Origin of the sequence: Salinimicrobium terrae DSM 17865, assembly GCF_000424665.1 — a bacterium.
Lineage (GTDB): Bacteria > Bacteroidota > Bacteroidia > Flavobacteriales > Flavobacteriaceae > Salinimicrobium > Salinimicrobium terrae.
The window spans coordinates 328,847-350,336 of sequence record NZ_KE384221.1 but is presented as its reverse complement, the minus strand read 5'-3'; the positions used below and the strand labels follow the sequence as shown (position 1 = coordinate 350,336).

21 protein-coding genes are annotated in these 21,490 nt (G+C 37.5%); all 21 read left to right on the top strand.

Translation table 11 applies throughout. The features are described from left to right. The first annotated feature begins 17 nt into the window (after window positions 1-17). The 21 genes from H148_RS0113860 to H148_RS0113760 all read left to right on the top strand — a co-directional run bounded on the left by H148_RS0113860 (window position 18) and on the right by H148_RS0113760 (window position 21,351). A complete protein-coding gene (locus tag H148_RS0113860; RefSeq protein ID WP_029035336.1) occupies window positions 18-398 on the top strand; it encodes a GxxExxY protein in 381 nt (126 codons plus the stop codon). A gap of 47 nt (window positions 399-445) precedes the next feature. After that, window positions 446-1,393 carry a GDP-L-fucose synthase family protein gene (locus H148_RS0113855; protein ID WP_029035335.1) on the top strand — a complete coding sequence of 316 codons (948 nt, stop codon included), beginning with the start codon at window positions 446-448 and terminating at the stop codon, window positions 1,391-1,393. Window positions 1,394-1,489: 96 nt separating this feature from the next. Continuing rightward, a complete protein-coding gene (locus tag H148_RS0113850) occupies window positions 1,490-2,872 on the top strand; it encodes a nucleotide sugar dehydrogenase (protein WP_029035334.1) in 1,383 nt (460 codons plus the stop codon). Between the two features lie 93 nt (window positions 2,873-2,965). Further along, complete coding sequence (locus tag H148_RS17965; protein ID WP_051286480.1) at window positions 2,966-4,408, top strand: UDP-glucose 6-dehydrogenase; 1,443 nt, start codon at window positions 2,966-2,968, stop codon at window positions 4,406-4,408. 101 nt (window positions 4,409-4,509) lie between these two features. Next, the gene (gene rfbA, locus H148_RS0113840) at window positions 4,510-5,382 is read left to right on the top strand and encodes a glucose-1-phosphate thymidylyltransferase RfbA (RefSeq protein ID WP_029035333.1); all 873 of its coding nucleotides are present in this window, start codon (window positions 4,510-4,512) and stop codon (window positions 5,380-5,382) included. A 7-nt stretch (window positions 5,383-5,389) separates the two neighbouring features. Then, complete coding sequence (locus H148_RS0113835) at window positions 5,390-5,809, top strand: sugar 3,4-ketoisomerase (RefSeq protein ID WP_037325253.1); 420 nt, start codon at window positions 5,390-5,392, stop codon at window positions 5,807-5,809. Continuing rightward, window positions 5,806-6,222, top strand: coding sequence for a sugar 3,4-ketoisomerase (locus tag H148_RS0113830; protein WP_029035331.1), 417 nt, complete (start codon window positions 5,806-5,808; stop codon window positions 6,220-6,222). The genes H148_RS0113835 and H148_RS0113830 overlap by 4 nt, the downstream gene beginning before the upstream one ends. Then, complete coding sequence (locus H148_RS0113825) at window positions 6,219-6,707, top strand: acyltransferase (RefSeq protein WP_029035330.1); 489 nt, start codon at window positions 6,219-6,221, stop codon at window positions 6,705-6,707. Before H148_RS0113830 ends, H148_RS0113825 begins: the two co-directional genes overlap by 4 nt. Beyond that, on the top strand, window positions 6,704-7,807 hold the full coding sequence (locus tag H148_RS0113820) for a DegT/DnrJ/EryC1/StrS family aminotransferase (protein ID WP_029035329.1): 1,104 nt from the start codon (window positions 6,704-6,706) through the stop codon (window positions 7,805-7,807). Before H148_RS0113825 ends, H148_RS0113820 begins: the two co-directional genes overlap by 4 nt. 61 nt (window positions 7,808-7,868) lie before the next feature. Beyond that, window positions 7,869-9,374, top strand: coding sequence for an O-antigen translocase (locus H148_RS0113815; protein ID WP_051286477.1), 1,506 nt, complete (start codon window positions 7,869-7,871; stop codon window positions 9,372-9,374). A 13-nt stretch (window positions 9,375-9,387) separates the two neighbouring features. After that, window positions 9,388-10,587, top strand: coding sequence for a glycosyltransferase (locus H148_RS0113810; protein WP_029035327.1), 1,200 nt, complete (start codon window positions 9,388-9,390; stop codon window positions 10,585-10,587). Window positions 10,588-10,858: 271 nt separating this feature from the next. Then, complete coding sequence (locus H148_RS0113805; RefSeq protein ID WP_029035326.1) at window positions 10,859-12,058, top strand: glycosyltransferase; 1,200 nt, start codon at window positions 10,859-10,861, stop codon at window positions 12,056-12,058. Continuing rightward, window positions 12,045-13,118: a polysaccharide pyruvyl transferase family protein gene (locus H148_RS0113800; protein WP_029035325.1), complete on the top strand. Its 1,074-nt coding sequence runs from the start codon at window positions 12,045-12,047 to the stop codon at window positions 13,116-13,118. Before H148_RS0113805 ends, H148_RS0113800 begins: the two co-directional genes overlap by 14 nt. Beyond that, complete coding sequence (locus H148_RS0113795; RefSeq protein WP_029035324.1) at window positions 13,115-14,293, top strand: glycosyltransferase family 4 protein; 1,179 nt, start codon at window positions 13,115-13,117, stop codon at window positions 14,291-14,293. Before H148_RS0113800 ends, H148_RS0113795 begins: the two co-directional genes overlap by 4 nt. Before the next feature lie 9 nt (window positions 14,294-14,302). Next, complete coding sequence (locus H148_RS0113790; protein ID WP_029035323.1) at window positions 14,303-14,617, top strand: hypothetical protein; 315 nt, start codon at window positions 14,303-14,305, stop codon at window positions 14,615-14,617. Beyond that, the gene (locus H148_RS0113785; protein ID WP_029035322.1) at window positions 14,595-15,737 is read left to right on the top strand and encodes a glycosyltransferase family 4 protein; all 1,143 of its coding nucleotides are present in this window, start codon (window positions 14,595-14,597) and stop codon (window positions 15,735-15,737) included. The genes H148_RS0113790 and H148_RS0113785 overlap by 23 nt, the downstream gene beginning before the upstream one ends. Window positions 15,738-15,907: 170 nt before the next feature. Continuing rightward, window positions 15,908-17,026 carry an O-antigen ligase family protein gene (locus tag H148_RS0113780; RefSeq protein WP_029035321.1) on the top strand — a complete coding sequence of 373 codons (1,119 nt, stop codon included), beginning with the start codon at window positions 15,908-15,910 and terminating at the stop codon, window positions 17,024-17,026. Further along, on the top strand, window positions 17,023-18,057 hold the full coding sequence (locus H148_RS0113775) for a glycosyltransferase (RefSeq protein WP_083961677.1): 1,035 nt from the start codon (window positions 17,023-17,025) through the stop codon (window positions 18,055-18,057). The genes H148_RS0113780 and H148_RS0113775 overlap by 4 nt, the downstream gene beginning before the upstream one ends. After that, window positions 18,054-19,202 carry a glycosyltransferase family 4 protein gene (locus H148_RS0113770; RefSeq protein WP_029035319.1) on the top strand — a complete coding sequence of 383 codons (1,149 nt, stop codon included), beginning with the start codon at window positions 18,054-18,056 and terminating at the stop codon, window positions 19,200-19,202. Before H148_RS0113775 ends, H148_RS0113770 begins: the two co-directional genes overlap by 4 nt. 158 nt (window positions 19,203-19,360) lie before the next feature. Next, a complete protein-coding gene (galE, locus tag H148_RS0113765) occupies window positions 19,361-20,395 on the top strand; it encodes a UDP-glucose 4-epimerase GalE (RefSeq protein ID WP_029035318.1) in 1,035 nt (344 codons plus the stop codon). Then, complete coding sequence (locus H148_RS0113760; protein WP_029035317.1) at window positions 20,395-21,351, top strand: UDP-glucuronic acid decarboxylase family protein; 957 nt, start codon at window positions 20,395-20,397, stop codon at window positions 21,349-21,351. Before galE ends, H148_RS0113760 begins: the two co-directional genes overlap by 1 nt. Window positions 21,352-21,490: the final 139 nt, after the last annotated feature.

The following is a 21,490-nucleotide window of genomic DNA, read 5'->3' as shown; positions in this document are numbered from 1 at the left end:
CGGATTAGAGCACACCTATGTCACCATTGTTATTTGAGGAAGAAACTTACAAGATCATAGGTGCCTGTATGACTGTTCACAAGAACCTTGGCAGTGGTTTTCTGGAGAGCGTTTATCAGGAAGTTTTGGCGAAAGAATTTGTGAAGGAAGAAATACCTTTTGAAAAGGAGAGAAAGCTGAACCTTTATTATGAAGGGGAGGAACTCGATAAATTCTTCAAAGCTGATTTCCTATGCTATGACAAAATAATAGTTGAACTAAAGTCAGTAGCCTTTTTAAATAAGAATCTGGAGAGTCAGGTAATCAATTACCTCAAAGTAACCAATAAAGAAGTTGGATTACTGATCAATTTCGGAGAGAAAAGCTTGAAGTGGAAACGCTTTATCAATACTAACTAAAAACTAATCCGCGGGATCATTTTTCAAATCAGCGGAATCAGTGCTTTATGAATAAAGAAACAAAAATATACATAGCTGGGCACCGCGGCATGGTCGGTTCCGCCATTTGGAGAAAACTTGAGAAAGAAGGCTACACCAACCTAATCGGTAGAACCAGCAAAGAACTTGATCTCCGCAACCAACAAGCCGTAAACACCTTTTTTGACACCGAAGCACCAGAAGTTGTAATCGACGCTGCAGCCCGTGTAGGTGGGATTCTTGCGAATAACGACTACCCTTACCAGTTCTTAATGGAGAACCTGCAGATCCAGAACAACCTGATAGATGCTTCCCATAAAAACAACGTTGAAAAATTTATTTTTTTAGGCAGCTCTTGCATATACCCAAAGCACGCCCCCCAGCCGCTTAAAGAAGAATACCTGCTTACCGACAGTCTGGAACCTACCAATGAATGGTATGCAATTGCAAAGATCGCCGGAGTAAAAGCCTGTGAAGCTATAAGAAAACAGTTTGATAAAGATTTCGTATCACTTATGCCGACAAACCTATACGGCAGCCATGATAACTTTGATCTACAGACATCTCACGTTTTGCCGGCTATGATCAGGAAGTTTCACGAAGCAAAAGAAAACAGTGAGCCTGTAAAACTGTGGGGCTCCGGAACTCCTATGCGCGAATTTTTACATGTAGATGATCTGGCAGATGCTGTATTTTTCGCTTTGGAAAAGGAGCTAAAGGAAAACCTGTACAACGTAGGTACAGGGAAAGATCTTACCATAAAAGAACTTGCTGAAACCATCCAGAAAATTACCGGCCACACCGGAGAGATTATTTGGGACAACTCCAAACCCGACGGCACCCCACGAAAATTAATGAACGTGGACAAGCTAAAAAATGAAGGCTGGTCCGCCTCTACTTCGCTGGAAGAGGGGATTCAAAAAACCTATAGTTGGTTTTTAGAAAACAACACCAATTACAAACAAGTTAAACTGTAAACTCGCATCAGTTCGAATGATCACGATGGTAATCGGGATTGTATCGAGAAGAATCCGCGCAATCCGCTTAAATCAGTGGAATCCCATTATCCTGAAATGAAAGACATCAAAATCGCCGTAATAGGTCTTGGCTACGTTGGCCTTCCACTGGCAAGATTATTCGCCACCAAATATCCCGTCATAGGATTTGACATCAATGCGAAACGCGTTGACGAATTGCAAAAAGGTCATGATTCTACCCTGGAAGTAGAAGATGAAGTGCTGCAAGCTGTATTGCTTCAAAAATATCCTATTGCCGTAAAAAGGCATGAGGAGGTAGAAGAATTGGCTATTGCCGGACACTGGGAGCCAAAGGCAAAGCAGAATGGTGCTAGCAAACGAGAAATAGGTGAAACCGTCAATGGACTGTTCGTTACACGCGACCTGGGCGACATCCAGGATTGCAACTACTATATCATCACCGTGCCAACTCCCGTCGACAAAAACAACCGCCCCGATCTTACTCCGTTGTACAAATCCAGCGAAAGTGTTGGTAAGGTCTTGAAGAAAGGTGATATAGTAATCTACGAATCTACGGTATATCCCGGAGTAACAGAGGACGAGTGTGTACCTGTCCTTGAAAGAACCAGCGGCCTCAAATTCAACGAAGATTTTTTCGTAGGATATTCTCCGGAAAGGATCAATCCGGGAGATAAGGAACATACGGTGGAGAAAATATTAAAAGTTACTGCAGGTTCCACTCCTGAAACAGGAATGAATGTAGATGAACTTTATGCTTCTGTGATTACGGCAGGCACTCACCTCGCCCCTAACATTAAAATAGCCGAAGCCGCTAAAGTAATTGAGAATTCGCAACGGGATATCAACATTGCTTTTGTAAATGAACTGGCAAAGATCTTCAATAAAATGAACATCAATACCGCAGACGTTCTAGAAGCCGCCGGCACTAAATGGAACTTCCTACCCTTTAAACCGGGATTGGTTGGGGGACATTGCATAGGTGTAGATCCCTACTACCTGGCTCAAAAAGCACAGGAATTAGGCTACCACCCTGAGATCATCCTTGCAGGAAGGCGCATGAACGATTCTATGGGAAAATATGTTGCCTCGGAAGTGATCAAGTTGATGCTGCAAAGGGACCTAAAAGTAAAGGGAGCAAACATCCTGGTACTTGGGATTACCTTCAAGGAAAATTGTCCGGATGTACGGAACACAAAGGCAGTAGATGTGGTAAGGGAATTACAGCAATACGGGCTTAATGTTACCATCTATGATCCGCTCGCAAATCCTGCAGAAGTTGAGCACGAGTACGGACTGCAAACCTCACAGACTCTTCCGGAAGAAAAATTTGATGCCATTGTTCTTACCGTAGCTCACAAGGAATTTTTGGAACTAGATTTAGCGCAGCTAAAAAACAATCAAGCTGTAGTCTACGACGTAAAAGGCATCCTCGGCAATAAAACCGACGCCAAACTATAATCAAATACAAACCGCATATAAAAATCCGCGCAATCCGCTAAAATCCGTGGAATCCGTACCTTAAAAAATCCGCGGAATCCGCATCTTAATGAAATGAAAAAGATAAAAAATATTTGTTGCATAGGAGCAGGCTACGTAGGTGGCCCCACAATGGCCGTAATCGCACAAAAGTGCCCCGAGATCAACGTAACCGTTGTAGATATTAACGAAGCTAGAATTGCTGCCTGGAATGATGAGAATGTGGAAAACATTCCAATCTACGAACCGGGATTGTCTGCAATTGTAAAAGAAGCCAGAGGAAGAAATCTGTTCTTCTCTACAGAAGTAGATGACGCCATAGATAAAGCAGACATGATCTTCATCTCGGTGAATACTCCAACTAAGACCTACGGAATGGGCAAAGGAATGGCAGCCGACCTGAAATGGATCGAGCTTTGTGCCAGACAGATTGCACGGGTTTCCACAACCAATAAAATAATTGTTGAAAAGTCCACTCTTCCGGTACGGACAGCCGAAGCTTTAAAAAGTATACTTGAAAACACCGGTAACGGAGTGAAATTCCAGATCCTATCCAACCCTGAATTCCTGGCAGAAGGAACAGCCGTGGAAGATCTCCTGGCGCCGGACCGCGTACTTATAGGTGGCGATGTAGATACCAAGGAAGGTAGAGAAGCAATGCAGTCTCTGGTAGATGTATATGCTCACTGGGTACCAAAGGAAAACATCCTTACTACCAATGTATGGTCTTCAGAATTGTCAAAACTTACCGCCAACGCTTTCCTTGCTCAACGGGTTTCCAGCATCAATGCGATGAGTGAACTTTGTGAGAAAACTGGGGCAGATGTTAATGAAGTGGCACGTGCGATTGGAATGGACTCCCGTATAGGATCTAAATTTCTTAAATCTTCTGTTGGTTTTGGAGGGTCTTGTTTTCAAAAAGATATTTTAAACCTGGTTTATATCGCCAAATCTTATGGTTTAAATGAAGTAGCCGACTATTGGGAGCAGGTGATCATCATGAACGATCACCAAAAAAGAAGATTTGCTGCAAATATTGTGAGCACCCTTTATAATACAGTTTCAGGGAAAAAAATTGCTTTCCTTGGTTGGGCATTTAAAAAAGATACCAACGACACCCGTGAATCTGCCGCTATATATGTTGCGGATTATCTACTGAACGAGCAGGCGGAAGTGGTTGTGTACGATCCTAAAGTAAAGTCTGAACAGATCTATGGCGACCTAGATTATTTAGGAAGCAGAAGTCCGGAAGAAAACCGAAGATTGCTAAAAGTTGTAAATGAGCCTTATGATGCCTGTAAGGATTCTCACGCCATTGCAGTTCTTACTGAGTGGGATGAATTTAAAAGCTATGACTGGAAAAGCATCTATGACTGCATGCTAAAACCGGCTTTTGTTTTTGATGGGAGAAATCTTTTGGATGTAAAGAAATTAGAAAACATAGGTTACACCGTTAGCAGTATCGGAACACCTGCGGTAAGCAAAGAAGAAGCAGTAAAAGAACCTGCACTAGTATAAAAGATTGCACGGTTTTTTGCAGATTACACGTAAGTAATCCGCGCAATCCGCTTAAATCAGTGTAATCCGCGTTTTTAATAATCAGCGAAATCAGTACTTATATGAAAGGAATTATCCTCGCCGGCGGCTCCGGCACCCGTTTACATCCACTAACGCAGGTTGTCTCTAAACAGTTACTGCCTGTTCACGACAAGCCAATGATTTATTATCCATTATCTACTTTAATGTTAGCAGGCATTCGTGATATCTTGATAATTTCTACCCCGGGAGATTTGCCATTGTTTGAAAAGCTTTTGGGTGATGGAAGTCGATTTGGGATAAAACTTTCATATGCCGAACAACCCTCACCCGATGGACTGGCCCAGGCATTTTTAATTGGAGAGGAATTTATAGGCGAAGATGATGTATGCCTTGTATTAGGAGATAATTTATTTTACGGACAGGGTTTTACTACTATTCTAGAACATGCGGTAAAGAATTCATCGGAAAATCGAAAGGCAACAGTTTTTGGATATTATGTGAGCGATCCTACGGCTTATGGGGTTGCTGAATTTAATGATCAACAGGAAGTTATTTCTATTGAAGAAAAGCCTAATAACCCAAAATCAAATTATGCGGTAGTAGGTTTGTATTTTTATCCTAATGACGTAATCCAGAAAGCCAAAGAAATAAAGCCTTCACAACGTGGGGAGCTGGAAATCACTTCCGTTAACCAGGCATATTTAGATGAAGGTAATTTAAACATTGAATTACTGGGTCGTGGTTTTGCCTGGCTGGATACTGGTACACATGAAGCATTGAGTGAAGCTACACAATTTGTACATGCCATTGAAAAGAGGCAAGGGCTTAAAATCTCATGTCTGGAAGAAATCGCCTGGAGAAAAAATTGGCTGGATGACGATACTATCAATAAAAATATAGAAAACAAGAAGGGTGAATATTTTGATTATCTGAAAAAACTTTTAAAAAAATAGGCTGGAAATGTATTTACCCAATACGATTAATGACACTACGCTCATTGATTTACCAAAAATAGAAGATGATCGTGGTAATCTTTCGTTCGTGGAAGAAAATCAACATATTCCTTTTAAGATCGAGCGCACTTACTGGATATACGATGTTCCGGGCGGACAGGTGCGAGGAGGTCATGCTTTTAAGGAGCAAGATGAGTTTATTGTTGCCATATCAGGTAGTTTCAATGTTATTGTAGATGATGGGAATGAAAAAAAGGAGTTTCATTTAAATAGATCATATTATGGTTTATATATCCCAAAGGGACTTTGGAGACAGTTGGAAAACTTTTCTACAAATTCCCTTGCTGTGGTTTTAAGTTCGACACTTTTTGATGAAAAAGATTATATCCGGGACTACCCGGAATATTTAAAAACAAAAAGACAGTGAAGGAAAATTCGGTCTATGACTGCCATATAATTCCTTTGAATAAAATTCATAACCGGGCAGGGAATATCACTGTTATTGAAGGAAACAATAACATTCCTTTTGAGGTTCGACGTATCTATTATTTGTATGACATCCCAGCCGGTGCAAGTAGAGGTGGTCATGCTCATTATGATCTATATCAATTAATAGTTGCGGCAGGTGGTAGTTTTAACGTCTTGCTAGACGATGGAGAAAACAAAAAAATTATTTCCCTCAATCGCCCGGATTTTGGATTGTTAATAGTCCCGGGAATATGGCGAGAACTATTTGAATTTTCTTCCGGTTCAGTAAGTATGGTTTTGGCATCACACAAATACGATGAAGAAGATTACATCAGAGATTATATGGATTTCAAGCAATTAAAATTAAAATGATACATCCCACGGCAGAGGTACAAACCCTAAATATCGGAAAAGATACATTTGTATGGCAGTATTCCATAGTCCTCAAAGACGCAGTTATTGGGAGCAATTGTAATATAAATTGTCATGTCTTCATAGAAAACGATGTGGTGATAGGTGATAATGTTACAGTGAAACCCGGAGTACAAATATGGGATGGAATTACTATTGAAAATGATGTTTTTATAGGGCCTAATGTAACTTTTACCAATGACCTTTTTCCACGATCTAAACAATATCCTGAAAAATTTACTAAAACAATTATTCGAAAAGGAGCATCTATTGGGGCAAATGCTACAATATTGGCCGGAGTTGAAATAGGAGAATATGCTTTAATTGGTGCCGGGAGTGTAATCACAAAAAATGTTCCGCCGCAAACTATTTGGTATGGGAATCCTGCGAGGGAAAAAGGTAAAATTGAAAGAGACGGTACAAAAACAGACTCCGAAAATAAATGATTAAATTTTTAGACCTACAAAAAATTAATTCTCAGTATGAGCAGGAATTAAAAGAAGCGGCAAACAGAGTAATTGATTCTGGTTGGTATTTAATGGGGAAAGAATTGGAAACTTTTGAAGAAAACTATGCATCATTTTGCGGTACCAAATATGCATTAGGGGTTGCAAATGGTTTGGATGCACTTCGATTAATCTTCAAGGCTTACATTGAATTGGGTTTGATGAAAAAAGGCGATGAAGTAGTTGTTCCGGCAAATACCTATATAGCATCTGTCTTGGCAATTTCTGACAATGATCTCATTCCTGTTTTTGTTGAACCAAATAGTCAGACTTATAATTTAGATTCCAATAAAATAGAAGCTGCTGTTACTTCTAAAACAAAGGCGGTATTAACTGTTCATTTATATGGTCAAAATTCTGTTGATCAACAAATGATAGATGTATGTGCAAAGCATAACTTAAAATTGGTAGAAGACGGGGCACAATCTCACGGAGCCTTGTGGAATGGTAAAGCTTCAGGAAATCTTGGAGATGCGGCAGGTCATAGTTTTTACCCAGGTAAAAATCTTGGCGCTTTAGGTGATGCAGGTGCGGTCACAACCAATGACAAGGAACTGACAAAAACCATTGAGGCATTGCGTAACTATGGGTCTCATAAGAAATATGAGAATATTTACCAAGGTTTAAATTCCAGGTTAGATGAAATACAAGCTGCTTTTTTAAATGTAAAATTGAAATATATTCAAAATGATATTAATGCCAGAAGGTTGGTAGCTAATTATTATTTGGCAAACATTAATAATCCAGAAATTGCTTTACCTCAAGTATTGAGTGAAGAAGGTCATGTATGGCATTTATTTGTAATACGGACTAAAAAAAGAGTGGAATTGCAAAAGCATTTAGTTGAAAAAGGAATTCAAACTCTAATACATTATCCAATTCCTCCTCACAGGCAAAAAGCCTATAGAGAATACAATAGTTTCAATTTTCCTATTACAGAACAAATACATGCGGAGGTATTGAGTTTGCCAATAAGTGCAGTTATGGAAGAAGATGAGATGGTGAATGTGGTTAGAGAAATAAATAATTTCAATGCTTAAAGATTTTGTCGTTAAAGTACATCCTTATTCCTATCCCTGTAAAAACAATTCCTAAGGTTTAATGGCTGAAGAAAATAAATCATTCTCTCGCATCTTCAAATCCTCCTCCATAGTTGGTGGAGCAGAGGCCATTAATATGTTGATTGGTATTATCCGCGTTAAATTTGTGGCCGTACTTATTGGTCCCGTTGGAGTAGGACTGGTTGGCACCTATCGTTCAGCGGTGGCGTTTATAGGAACAATTGCAGGGATGGGATTACAATCAAGTGCAGTGCGTGATGTTGCGAAGGCAGTAAGTGGTGGTCATCAAGAACATGTGGGACGAACCGTCTTGACCTTACAAAGAATGTGCTGGTTGACGGGTGGCTTAGGTTCATTGGGTGTTCTCCTTTTCTCTCACCAAATAAGCCAATTGGCGTTCAGTAGTCCCAAGTATTCAGTAGAAGTTGCATGGGTTGGTCTGACAATATTATTCGCTAATGTGAAAGGAGGGCAAATGGCCTTAATTCAAGGTATGCGGCGTATTGCAGATCTGGCCAAATTAAATGTAATTGGTATTGCTTCTGGCTCCATTATTAGTGTTTGTTTGTATTGGTGGCTCGGCCAAAAAGGAATTGTGCCAGCTATAGTCATCATGGGTTTCATTGAACTGCTTGCTTCCTGGTGGTTTGCCCGTAAAGTTGAAGTGCCTAAGGTTAAAATGAGCTGGAGAGAGTCATTCCTTGAGGCTGGTGGCATGATAAAATTAGGATTGGCTTTTATGTGGAGTGGAGCTTTGACAATGGGAGTAGCATTTGCTGCTAAAGCACTTATTTCATATGAAATAGATCTAGTGGCAGTTGGTATTTTTTCAGCTGCTTTTAGTCTTTCTGGTATGGTGGTAAATTTTGTTTTAAGAGCAATGGGAGCTGATTATTTTCCTAGCCTAACTGCTGTAAAGGATGATCATACAAAAATGCGTGATTTGGTTAATCAACAGACAGAAATTGGTTTATTGCTTTCTGTGCCAGGAATATTAGGCACGGTGGCGTTCGCTCCTCTGGTAATTTACATATTTTATACCCCTGAGTTTTCGCAGGCTATTGATCTCCTGCGCTGGTTTGCTTTAGGTTGTCTTGGTCGTGTTATTTCCTGGCCACTTGGATTTGTAATTTTGGCTAAAGGGGCAGGTAAGCTATTTGCATTTACTGAAACATTCGCAAATAGCCTGCACCTCGCAATGATTTGGTTTGGGTTACTATTTTTTGGAATTAATGGTACGGGTATGGCCTTCTTTTTCCTTTATTTATTTTATTCACTTTTGATGCTTGTGGTAACATATAAATTAATAGGTTTTTCTTGGAGTCGTGGAGTACGGAAGTTATTATTTGTATTGCTGCCAATTGTTGCTTTAACTTTTCTTTCAGGGATCTTATTACCACAAATTCCAGGGATTCTAGTAGGCTTAGTTCTTACGATAGTTACAAGTGTATGTTGTCTACGAGGGCTGTACCAACGCTTAGGTGCAGATAATAAGTTATGGCGAGTGGCTTTTAAAGTTCCTGGAATGAAATATATTTTAACCTAACTAAAGAACGTTAATGAATATTCTTTTTTTTCAGGATGATGCGGAGGTATTAGGTGGTACGAAAACGCTTATAGCCAGAATGGCAAAAAAATTATTAACTGATGGAGCATCTGTAACTGTATTATTTAAAACAAATAAAGCATCTGCTGCTGTACTTAATTGTTTCCCCGAGGGTTGTTCGTTTTTTTTCTTTGATAATAGCGCTCGTCATCTTTGGAAATTTCCATTTGGTTTGAAGAAACATCTTCCGGAGTTTGAAAAACCCTATGATGCAATATTTACGTTATCCCTTGATGCATATTATTTTTCTGAAATATTAAAGCTTTATTACAACCTTAAAGGGAAAAATTTTTTTTACGTGGTTAATCCACTTGCATTGCAAAGTGATTCAGGTTACAAAGTAAAGTTATTACTATTAAGGAAAAAACCTCCCGAATCTCTCATATTCATGAATGAAGAATGTAGAACAAGTTTTTCCAAAGTTTTTCAATCTGATCTGAATGAGACGCAAATTATTCCTCTCCCTGTGGAACCCCGCCGGCGTATAATGGAAAAAATCCCAAGGAAAAGAATAGTTTCAATTGGAAGAATTGATAAGCATATGAAAACTTACAATTTTACCATGATAAAGGAAATAAAGAAGTTGCGTGAAAAATTCCCTTCCTTAACCTGGGATATTTATGGTAATGGGAGTTCTGATTGTGATTTAAAGCAGCGAATTATTGACTATAAATGTGAGGATTTTATCTCTTTAAAAGGTCCGATTTCCTACGATGAGATGGAAACTGTTTTGCTTGATGCTTATGCATTTATCGGGATGGGAACTGCCGCAGTAGAAGCAGCTTCTTCCGGTATACCTACAATTGTTTCCATTGCTTATGCTTCTGCTCCTGTTTCTTACGGTTTACTTCACGAATTACCTTTTGGAAATGTAGGGGAAGAAAATGGGTCCCTTAAAGAAAGGAATATGGGAGATATTTTGCACGATTTACTTATTTTAAATTACCAGGCTTACAATAGAATTCAAAATAAATCTGCAAGTTTTGCAAAACGATATAGTGTTGACGGAGCTTACGCCTCCTTTAAAACTTTAGTCTGTGGAAAACAAGAAAGTTCCGTCCAGAATAAACCACAGCTAATATACCATTGGATCGAATATTTACAAGCTAGAATAGCTTTAAGGTTAAGAAAACAATTTAATCTTTTTGGTTGAAATCCTAAACTAAAAAATCTATATAATCCAGATACTGTGCTAAAACATTAATAAAATATAAGCAAGAACTGCATTTTGAATGAAAAACATATATATTTTTCGGTTCTAAAAAAGGCTAACCATTTCCACTTCTTATAAAACTAACATTTTGCTCAACAAAGAAGACGTCCAATATTGATATTACAGGAAATATTACCGGCAGCTTCATAATGTTTGAGAAATAAAAGTTGTCGATTCTTGTCAATCTGGTATTATAATAAATAAAAGAGAATTGAAAAAAAAAGGAATATACCTAGTAACCGAACCTGCTTGTTTAGAGATAGGAAGTGGTGCTCATAGGCATATTGAAATAGGAATGCGGATGCTTTCAAATTATTTCGATATCCGGTTAATAGCACCAAAAGCAGAACAATCTTTGGAAAAAACTGCTTCAACTGATGCAAAATTAGATAACTGGGTGAAACATTTTTTAAAAAAAATTGGATTCTGGGGAGTAGTAAAGGATGTAGTTATTTTAACAAAAAACCATTTTAAGCTTTTTTCATTATATAAAAATTTCAAAGCACAACATCCTGATTTTATATATGAACGTAACTCCTATTTAAACTACAATGGATTACTAATTTCCAAGGTTTTAAACATTCCCCATTTTTATGAGAGTAATGGGATTCATTATTATGCACGGCAATCTATGTACAAATCTTGGTTCAATCCAATTGCAGAATTTCTCGAGAAAAATGCTTATGAAAAATCAGATTATGTTTTTTTTATAGGTTTAAGAGGAAATTTAGTTAACTCTAAAAAAACAAATTGGTCTAACATTGAAAACGGTATTGAGAAAGATTTTATAGACCACTTTAAAACCCATCAAAAAGAAATAAATAGACATATAAATATTTGTTTCGTTGGTAGTCTTATGAAACATCACAACTTCCCACTACTTATTAAGGCATTACATCAAATTAAGCATAAATCAAATTTCCACCTTCATTTAATCGGATCGAAACTAGAAACAGTCCACCTCGAGCTGAAAGATATTTTGCCTACTAAAAATCACGGCTTTTTAAAACGAGATGAGCTTAAAAATTTACTAGAAAAAATGCACGTCGGTCTAATTCCTGGAGGACCAGATTATTCTTCTCATATGAAACTGTTTGACTATGGCGCAGCAAAATGTATCGTAATTGCCCCAAACTTGAAGAATATAGTGTATTGGTTCAGTGAGGATGAACTAATTACATTTAAAAATAATTCGGCACAAGATCTAGTGACTAAGCTTAACTCTATTAATAGAAGTTATATAGAAAACAATAAACTGGGAGAAAATTTACATCTAAAAATAAATAATAATTTCACTTGGGAAACTATTTTCAGTACCAAAGCAAATATAATTAAAAATGTTCTTAGCGGTGAATCTAATCCCTTAGTGCATAATAATTATAAACGAAAAGTAGAGAGTGAAATTAATTAAGAACAAAATAACAGCAGGAAAAATTCTTGCTTTAGAAATAAGAAAAAGACTTCCTTTAAAAAGGTCTACCAAGTCAAATATCGGATACATTGGCGGACACGGCGTTAGAAATTTGGGAGACGATGCAATGTTCAACGCTTTTAAAGAAAATATTCCGGAATACAATGTTATTACTTTACAATCTATAGGAGTGGAAAAAGCTCTTTCCATTGTTGGGCTTTCAGGTAAATCATTTTTTGAAAAATTCATTCTTGGAGGTGGCACACTAATAAACGAAATGTGGTTTGACAAAGTAAAAAGGTCTTTAAGTTTTGACGTTCCTTTAATTTCTCTTGGCACAGGAGTCGGTTCTTGTGGGATTGAACAGCCATATGAAACCAGATTTTCATTTTGGAGAGAGGTATTACAACAATTTCAATTTGTTGGAGTAAGAGGTAATATGTCCCGTAGAAGATTAAAGGAGATAGATGTGGATTCGGAAGTTGTGGGGGATCTTGCACTTCTATTAGGAGATAGTGATATTAAAAAAGAGTATGAAAAATTAATTATTCTCAATTTAATGGATATTCAGGAATACAATCACTTTTGGGAAAAGATGATTCCTCATCTGAAGTCTTACCTAAAAGAAGGTTGGGATATAAAGCCTTTAATTATAAATCCTAATGACTTACCCTATACCAAAAGATATTTTAATGAGCTGGGGCTTTCAGAACCAATGGCGGTAACTGAAACTTATAATTCCTTTGAACAAGCAGTTAAAGGAGCAGCTTTATGTATAAGTGTAAGACTTCATTCAGGTGTCCTATCCCTCTGTTATAACATTCCCACAATTCTTATTGGCTATAGAGATAAATGTGAAGATTTCATGGACTCATTGGACTTGATGCATTCCTATGTTTCAGTAGAAAAAGAGATAACTTTAAAAGAATTTTCAATTTTAGAAAAAGTGGATAATCTTTTAGATAAAGATAAAAATATTGAGGAGCGCCAAAAAATTTCTAAGAAAGTTAACTTTTACAAGGAGAAGCTTCAAAAAGCTATTAAGGAGCAAGTTAAATGAAAATTCTTCATTTAAATGATAAAATTGAAATTAGTGGGGGTACAGAAGTGTACATAAAGAACACTATCCATTATTTGTCAAAGATCGGCATTGAAAGTTTCTGGATTGGTGTATATAAAACTGGTAAATATACCATCCGGATAAAAGAAACTGCTGAGGAAATTACAAGTTTATCCTTAGACCAAGCCACAGATTATTTAAAAACTTTTATTTTGAATAATGATATTGATCTTATTCATGTTCATAGTATTTCCGATCCAGAACTGTTAAGAGCTTGTTTTAAAATGGTTCCCGTAGTTCGAACAATGCATGAACCTAGAATGTTTTGTCCTGGTAAAGGTAAATTCTGGAGAAAATCAGAAGAAGTTTGTAAAGTTCCATTTGGAAGCCATTGTATTAAACATGCCTATACACAAGGTTGTATGAACAGGCATCCAAAAAGGATCTATAATGATTGGAAAAATACTTCTGCTGAAATCGATTTTAGTTCGAAGAAATACAAAGCGATTATTGTAATGTCACAATATATGAAGGCGGAATCTTTGAAAGTTGGAATGCCAGCAGGCGTCTTGAATTTAAATCCTGCCTTTACCGAGATAAGACCAAGCGCTGAGTTAGAAAGACCAGGAGAAATTAGGATCTTGTTTATTGGAAGACTTTCTCGCACAAAAGGGGTTCATTATTTTATTCAAGTAGGACTTATCCTTCTAGAGACATATCCAAATATAAGTTTTGATATTGTCGGGGAGGGGCATGATGGAAAACTCTTCAGGGAAATGATTCCTGCCAACTACAGAAAAAATTTTATATTCCACGGTTGGTTATCTCCTAAGAAAGTAGACAGTTATTTAAGTAAATCATTTCTTCTTTTATTTACGTCCATCTACCCTGAAGCTTTCGGTCTTTCGGGTATAGAAGCAATGATGCACGGTAAACCGGTTGTAGGTTTTGACGTGGGTGGTGTTAGTACATGGTTAAAACACGAAAGAACAGGTTTTTTAGTTCCTCCCAAGGATTTAATGGCTATGGCGAAGAAAGTGGAACTACTAATTAAAGATGAAAAGTTATACCTTAAAATAAGTCATCAAGCCAAAATGCTAGCAATTCAGAAATTTTCACCGGAGGTACACATTAAAAAGTTAAACAATATTTATTTAGAATCTTTAGGCAGATAATATACATTTATGACAACCAAGAATAAAGGTGGTAGAAATTTTTATTTAAATGAAGACAATTCAATTTATGTGAAATCAAATCACAATGAAGTCAATAGTGGTGTGGAGCACTTTAAGCAATTAAAAATCGATCCTAAAACTATTCGTGATTCAACTTTAAGTCAAATTTATAAGGAGCGACTACGCTTTGCTGAATTTCTCAAATACTTAATGACCGGAAAAGATAAACTTTCAAAGGAGCAAATCGTCCAAAATCTTTATGACCATCCTGATGGTATTAAACACTTCAAGTATAAGGTAAATGAGGATAGCACTGCTAACTAACGGTATTTATCCATACGTAATGGGAGGGATGCAGAAACACTCCTACTTTCTTGCTAAGTATCTGGCACAAAAAGAGGTTTATGTAGATTTGTACCACTATAGAGATGAAGCTTTAGCCAACAATGAAGATCCTTTTTCCTCAGAAGAACTAAAATTTCTAAACATAATTGAAGTTGAATATCCCCGTGCAAAAAAATTCCCGGGGCATTACCTATACGAGCAGTATTTGTATTCATACAAAGTATATAAAGCAGTAATTAACAGGGAACTGCCAGATTTTATTTATGCCAAGGGGTTTTCCGGCTGGGCTTTAATTAAAAATAAACAGAATTTACAAAGGGAAATACCTGTTGGGGTGAATTTTCACGGCTATGAAATGTTTCAGCAGTGGCCTGATTTTAAAACCGGGATAAAACTTCAAATGTTAAAGCTTCCGGTAAAATATAATGTTTCAAAAGCAGATTATGTTTTTTCCTATGGAGGAAAAGTTTCTGATATTATTGGAAAGATTGGAAGTAACTCTAAAATAATTGAAATTCCTACAGGAATAGGAGCAAGCTGGTTAGCTTCAGATATTAGCCAAAGAAAGCCTAAAGGAAAGCGGAAGTTCATTTTTGTTGGAAGGGCCGAAAGGAGAAAAGGAATTGTAGAAATAAATAAATTTTTGTCCTCTACACAGGATCAAAATTTTGAATTTCACTTTGTTGGCCCTATTAAAGAGGCTGAAAAAATTAAAAAGCCTAATGTAGTATATCACGGCGCAATACGTGAACAGGTTGAGCTTCAGAAAATTTTAGATCAAATGGACGTGCTGGTTTGTCCCAGCTATTCTGAAGGTATGCCTAATGTTATTATGGAAGCAATGGCCAGAGGGCTTGCCATTATTGCAACAGATGTAGGGGCTGTAAACCAAATGGTAGATGCTGGCAATGGTTGGCTAATTGCTGGTAAAGATATTACCTCAGGAATTACAAGAGCTGTTTCAGCAGCCCTCCAGCTTTCTGAAACTCAAATATTAGATAAAAAGAAACGATCTACAGAAAAAGTTCGGGAACATTTCACCTGGGAAAAAGTTATAGATAAAACCATCAAAGAAATAAAGATTTGTATAAATATCTAAATCCCATATTACTTTATAAAAACCTATTCCTGCCAGTAGTTCTTATAATTCTTTTGGGAATTTTTACAAATTTTGTAGTCGCCGGCGGCGCTTTATTAATCTATCTTTTTAGCTCACGTTCTGATGATATACCTCAGTTTCTACTACTTTTATTATTAGCTACATTTATATTGGCGTCTAATTTATCTCCCAGTTTAAGTTTTGCTCAAAATTTTCGTTTCCTGGCTTTAGGAGGAGCGCTTTTATATTTATTTTACAACAAAGGTATCCCTAAGAATCCAGGTAACTATATTCTTCCCTTTGCCATTTATGCCACATTTATAAGCTTGATATTTTCGCCACTGGGATTTGATGCTGTGCTTAGGGGTTTGGCATACTGGCTAATTGCCATAGTAATTTTTACACTTTATGAAAAGTCATACTTCAATTTTCCGGCTAGCACCTCACAAATTATCCTGGGTTTTTTAATTCTGGTTTTCGGTTTAAACTCTTTGCTCATCTTTGGAGGTCCCGAAATGTATTTGGTTGGGAGATTTAGAGGTGTCATGGGTAACCCAAATGAACTGGGTCTCATAGCCGCATTTAGCTATGGTATTATCGATCTATTAAAGAGTAGAAATGAAACAGATTTTAGCCGCCGTGGATTTCTTCTTCTTAAAATTATTTTAGTTGCCATTATTATTTTCACCGGCTCACGAACCGCATTGTTTGGTCTTATTTTATATGAAATTACCTTCAGATTATTCCAGAATAAACTTTTACTAGCTGTTTCCCTACTAACATTGGGCACTCTATACTACATAAGTTTGTCTATTGATCCTGTTGCTATAATTCAATCATTAGGACTTTCGCAGGAACTGAGGGTCGAAAGTTTAATAACCGGAAGTGGGCGGACTGAAGTATGGAAGATAGCCTGGGAGGAAATCAAGCTCAACCCCTGGTTTGGACAGGGAATGCTGTATGATCAATATTTCATTGAAGAATATGTAGACCAAAATCTATCTGGTGTAGTAGCAAGGCACTGGGCGGGAATTTGGAATTCATATTTAAGTTTGTTGATGGATGTTGGTATAATAGGTTTAGTTGCTTTTTTCTTCTTTATTTATAAAGTTTTTAACCTCTCGAATCAGAGAAATTTGGCGGCTGCATTTTTAGTTTTGACACTATTTGCAGGAATCACCGAGTCCTGGATGGCGGCTTCAATGAATGCATTCACCCCAATGTTTATGCTTTATTGGGCAATACAATCACATCCTGTAAATGACCCCGAGGAGGTAATAGAGGAATGAAGATATTAGTTTTATATTCCCGTCTTACAGGTTACTGGATGGCTTGTATGCAGGTTGACCATCAACAAGCAGGAAATGAATACCTGGTAATAAGAAAAAATCCAAGCCCGGAAGCTCCTTTTCAAATAAATCCAGAAAAGGGAATAGAAATACTGGATGGTGATGGACTTAGTGCACAGGAATTAACAGCTACAGCCATAGCTTTTCAGCCAGACCTTTTATATGTGGCCGGTTGGGCAGATAAGCGCTATTTAGAAACAGCGCTGCATTTTGAAAAAGAAGGATTGCCTGTTATTACGGGAATGGACAATCAATGGCTGGGTAATCTTAAACAGCGAATTGCTGGGGTAATGAGTCCCATATTGGTCAAAAAATATTTTACGCATATTTGGATTCCTGGTTTTCCTCAGCATGTATTTGCAAGCAAGCTGGGTTTTTCTTCAGAAAACATTTTACGGGGGCTTTATTGTGCAGATGACCGGCTTTTTAAGGGGATTTCCCAGTCTGGCTATACTAAGCAAATAACCTTTGTAGGGCGGCTTGTGGAACATAAGGGTTTAAAGATCCTTTTTGATGTGATTAATGAGCTTATTAGAGAGAATAAATTGGCGTTAACTGTACATATTATTGGAAACGGGCCTTTGGCCGGGGAAATCCCAAAGCATGACAATATAAAACACAATGCATTTGTAGCGCCTGAAGCTTTGCCCGGGTTGCTGGAAAATGCCGGTTTCCTTATTCTTCCCAGTTTATACGAAGCCTGGGGCGTGGTGGTTCATGAAGCGGTTTTGGCCGGGCTGCCGGTAATAACAACACAGCAAACAGGGGCCGCATCAGAATTTGTGATCCACGGGCATAATGGGTTTATTTATGGGGCTACAGATAAGGAAGCACTCAAAAAAACACTTTTGGAAATTCAAACCTTACCGGAAGAGAAGTACCTGCAAATGTCCCGAAACAGCAAAAAATTGGCAGAAAGGATCAGCTTAAATACCTGGTCTGCAACCTTAAATTCTGTAGTTACAAATTGAAAAAAAGCACAGGAAAAAAGATTCTCATTTTTATTGATTGGTTTTTGCCTGGGTACAAAGCCGGTGGTCCTATCCAGTCGGTAGTCAATTTGATCAGCCATTTGGGAGATGAGATTGCCTTTGATGTGGTAACCTCAAATAAAGACCTGGGAGAAGATTCTGCGTATCCCGATATTCCGAGTAACCAGTGGCTGCAAAAAGAAAATTATCGTGTGATATATCTCGATGAGGAAAATCAATCTTTAAAGCGTTACAGGGAAATACTGGCATCAAAAGCCTATGATGCTGTTTACTTTAACTCTCTATTTTCGGTTAATTTCACTTTAAAGCCATTATTGGTTTTAAGAAGAATTACTACTAAAATCATTTTAGCACCCCGGGGAATGTTGGGGCAAGGTGCTTTACAGATAAAGCCCTTAAAGAAGAAACTGTTTTTAAAACTTTTTCGTATTTCCGGGGTTAGCGGCAGGATCAACTTTCATGCAACAGCGGCTTCAGAGGCTGCAGAGATAAAAAAACATTTTGGGAATGAGGCAAAAGTAAAGGTTGCTACCAATCTTTCTGCAGTAATGCCGGGATCATTTCCGAAGAAAAATAAAGAACAAGGGAAGCTAAAACTGTTCTTCCTCTCCCGAATCAGTAAAAAGAAGAACCTGAAAGCGGCCCTTCAGTTTTTGTCCGGTATAAATGAGCAGTTTCAAATTACTTTCAGCATCATTGGTCCTGTAGAAGAAGCTGATTACTGGAAGGATTGTGAGGAGATTATTAAAAGTCTGCCTAAACATATTTCAGTAAATTACTTAGGTGCGGTACCTAACCATCAATTAAAAGAGATTTTAAAAGATGAGCATTTTATGTTGCTGCCTACCTTTCACGAAAACTTTGGGCACGTGATCATGGAATCCTGGCAAAATGCGTGTCCGGTAATCATTTCAGATCAGACTCCGTGGGCAGATCTTAAATCTAAAAAAACAGGATTCGATATTCCTTTAAAGGAAGAAGAGGATTTTATAAAAGCAATAGAACAAGCAGCATGCATGGATCAATCTGAATATGACGTATGGTCCAAAAATGCTTTTGATTTCGCAAAAGCCTATTGCAACGATCCAAAAGCTGTGGACGCGAGCAGAGAGTTGTTTGTCTAAAATGCTATAGGTTGTAGGCTTTAAGCTAAAAGCTAAATAATTCGGCAAAATTCAAGTTGTAAAAGCACCTGTTAAGACGAGTAATAATCATTGAAATTTCAATTAAACTTTACATAAAGCCCATAGCCTAACGCTTGGAGCCTACAGAATAAAAACAAATGAAAAGAATATTAGTTACCGGTGGTGCCGGTTTTATTGGTTCTCATACTGTAGTTGAATTATTAAACAGCAACTATGAAGTAGTAATTGCAGACGATTTATCTAATTCTTCTATGGAAGTTCTCAATGGAATAGAACATATCACGGGGCAGTATCCAATTTTTGAAAAAATAGATCTTAAATGTAAAAATTCTGTTTCAGAATTATTCAACAAGTACACCAACATTGAAAGTGTCATTCATTTTGCTGCACATAAAGCTGTTGGTGAAAGTGTACAGAACCCTTTAAAGTACTATGAAAATAATCTTTCGCCGTTGGTCTATATTTTACAGGAATTACATTCATTACAACGTCCAATACATTTTATTTTCAGTTCCTCGTGTACAGTTTATGGTGATACCTCTATTAGTCCCATAACAGAGGACGCAGAAGTAAAGTCTGCAGCTTCTCCTTATGGTAATACAAAACAAATAGGAGAAGAAATTCTTAAAGATACCTGTAAGAGTAATAATTTTTTAAACGTAATATCCTTAAGGTATTTTAATCCCATTGGGGCACATCCATCTAATAATATTGGAGAATTACCTCAAGGTAAACCACAAAACCTGGTGCCGTTCATAACACAAACAGCTGCAGGACTTCACAATTCCTTAACCGTTCACGGAGATGATTATCCTACACCCGATGGAACCTGCATAAGAGATTATATAGATGTGGTTGATTTGGCAAAAGCACATGTGTTGGCTTTAAAACGACTAATCAACGGAGAAAACAAGGAAAATTACGAAGTCTTCAATCTTGGGACAGGAAAAGGTAGTAGCGTAAAGGAAGTTATCCAGAGTTTTGAAAAGATGTCAGCTATGTCTTTAACATATAAAGTTGGACCGAGAAGGTACGGGGACGTAGTTACAGCTTTTGCGAATACTTCTAAAGCGGAAAAAATTCTTGGCTGGAAATCAAAAACATCTTTAGACAAATCAATTTTGAAGGCGTGGAATTGGGAAAAGAAAATCAGAAATATTAAAAATAAATAATGAAAAGAATTTTAGTAACCGGTGGAGCCGGATTTGTAGGATCTCACCTTTGTACAAGGCTCATAGAAGAAGGCAATGAGGTTATTTGCCTGGATAATTACTTTACAGGAAATAAAAAAAATATAGTTCATTTATTGGAAAACCATTTTTTTGAATTGGTAAGGCACGACATTACAGAACCTTATTACGCAGAGGTAGACGAAATCTATAACCTCGCCTGCCCGGCTTCCCCCGTTCACTACCAGTACAACCCCATTAAAACGATGAAAACTTCAGTGATGGGAGCGATAAATTCCCTTGGACTTGCAAAAAGAGTTAATGCAAAGATACTGCAGGCCAGCACCAGTGAAGTCTACGGAGATCCTAAGGTGCATCCACAACCGGAGAGCTACTGGGGAAATGTAAATCCTATCGGAACTCGTTCATGTTATGATGAAGGAAAAAGAGCCGCCGAAACATTGTTTATGGATTATCATCACCAAAATCGAGTAAAAGTCAAGATCATCAGGATCTTTAATACCTATGGACCCAATATGAATCCCGAAGATGGAAGGGTGGTTTCCAATTTTATTGTTCAGGCCTTAAGAGGAGAAGATATTACCATCTTTGGAAATGGAACTCAAACCCGCAGTTTCCAATATGTGGATGATCTGGTGGAAGGGATGATAAGAATGATGAACAGCAGGGATGGTTTTCTGGGGCCGGTTAACCTAGGAAATCCGGGAGAGTTTACTATGCTTGAACTAGCTGATAAGATTATTGAACTCACTGGATCATCATCTAAAATTATTCATTTAGAGTTGCCAAAAGATGATCCTACTCAAAGGAAACCATTGATTGACCTGGCGAAGAAGGAATTAAATGGTTGGGAGCCGAAGGTGAAATTAGAAGAAGGATTGGTAAAAACAATTGCTTATTTTGACGAGTTGCTGAAGGAGGAGAAGGTTTTAGCTTAATTTAAATTTACTCGGTGGCCACTGAAAATTTTTGCTCCTACTCCTCTGTACCCAATATTATCCTGGTCCTCAGTGGTCCAAAACCTGTTCTCGATACAAATACTTCACCGCTCCTGCGGTTCCGTATTCACTCGAACTG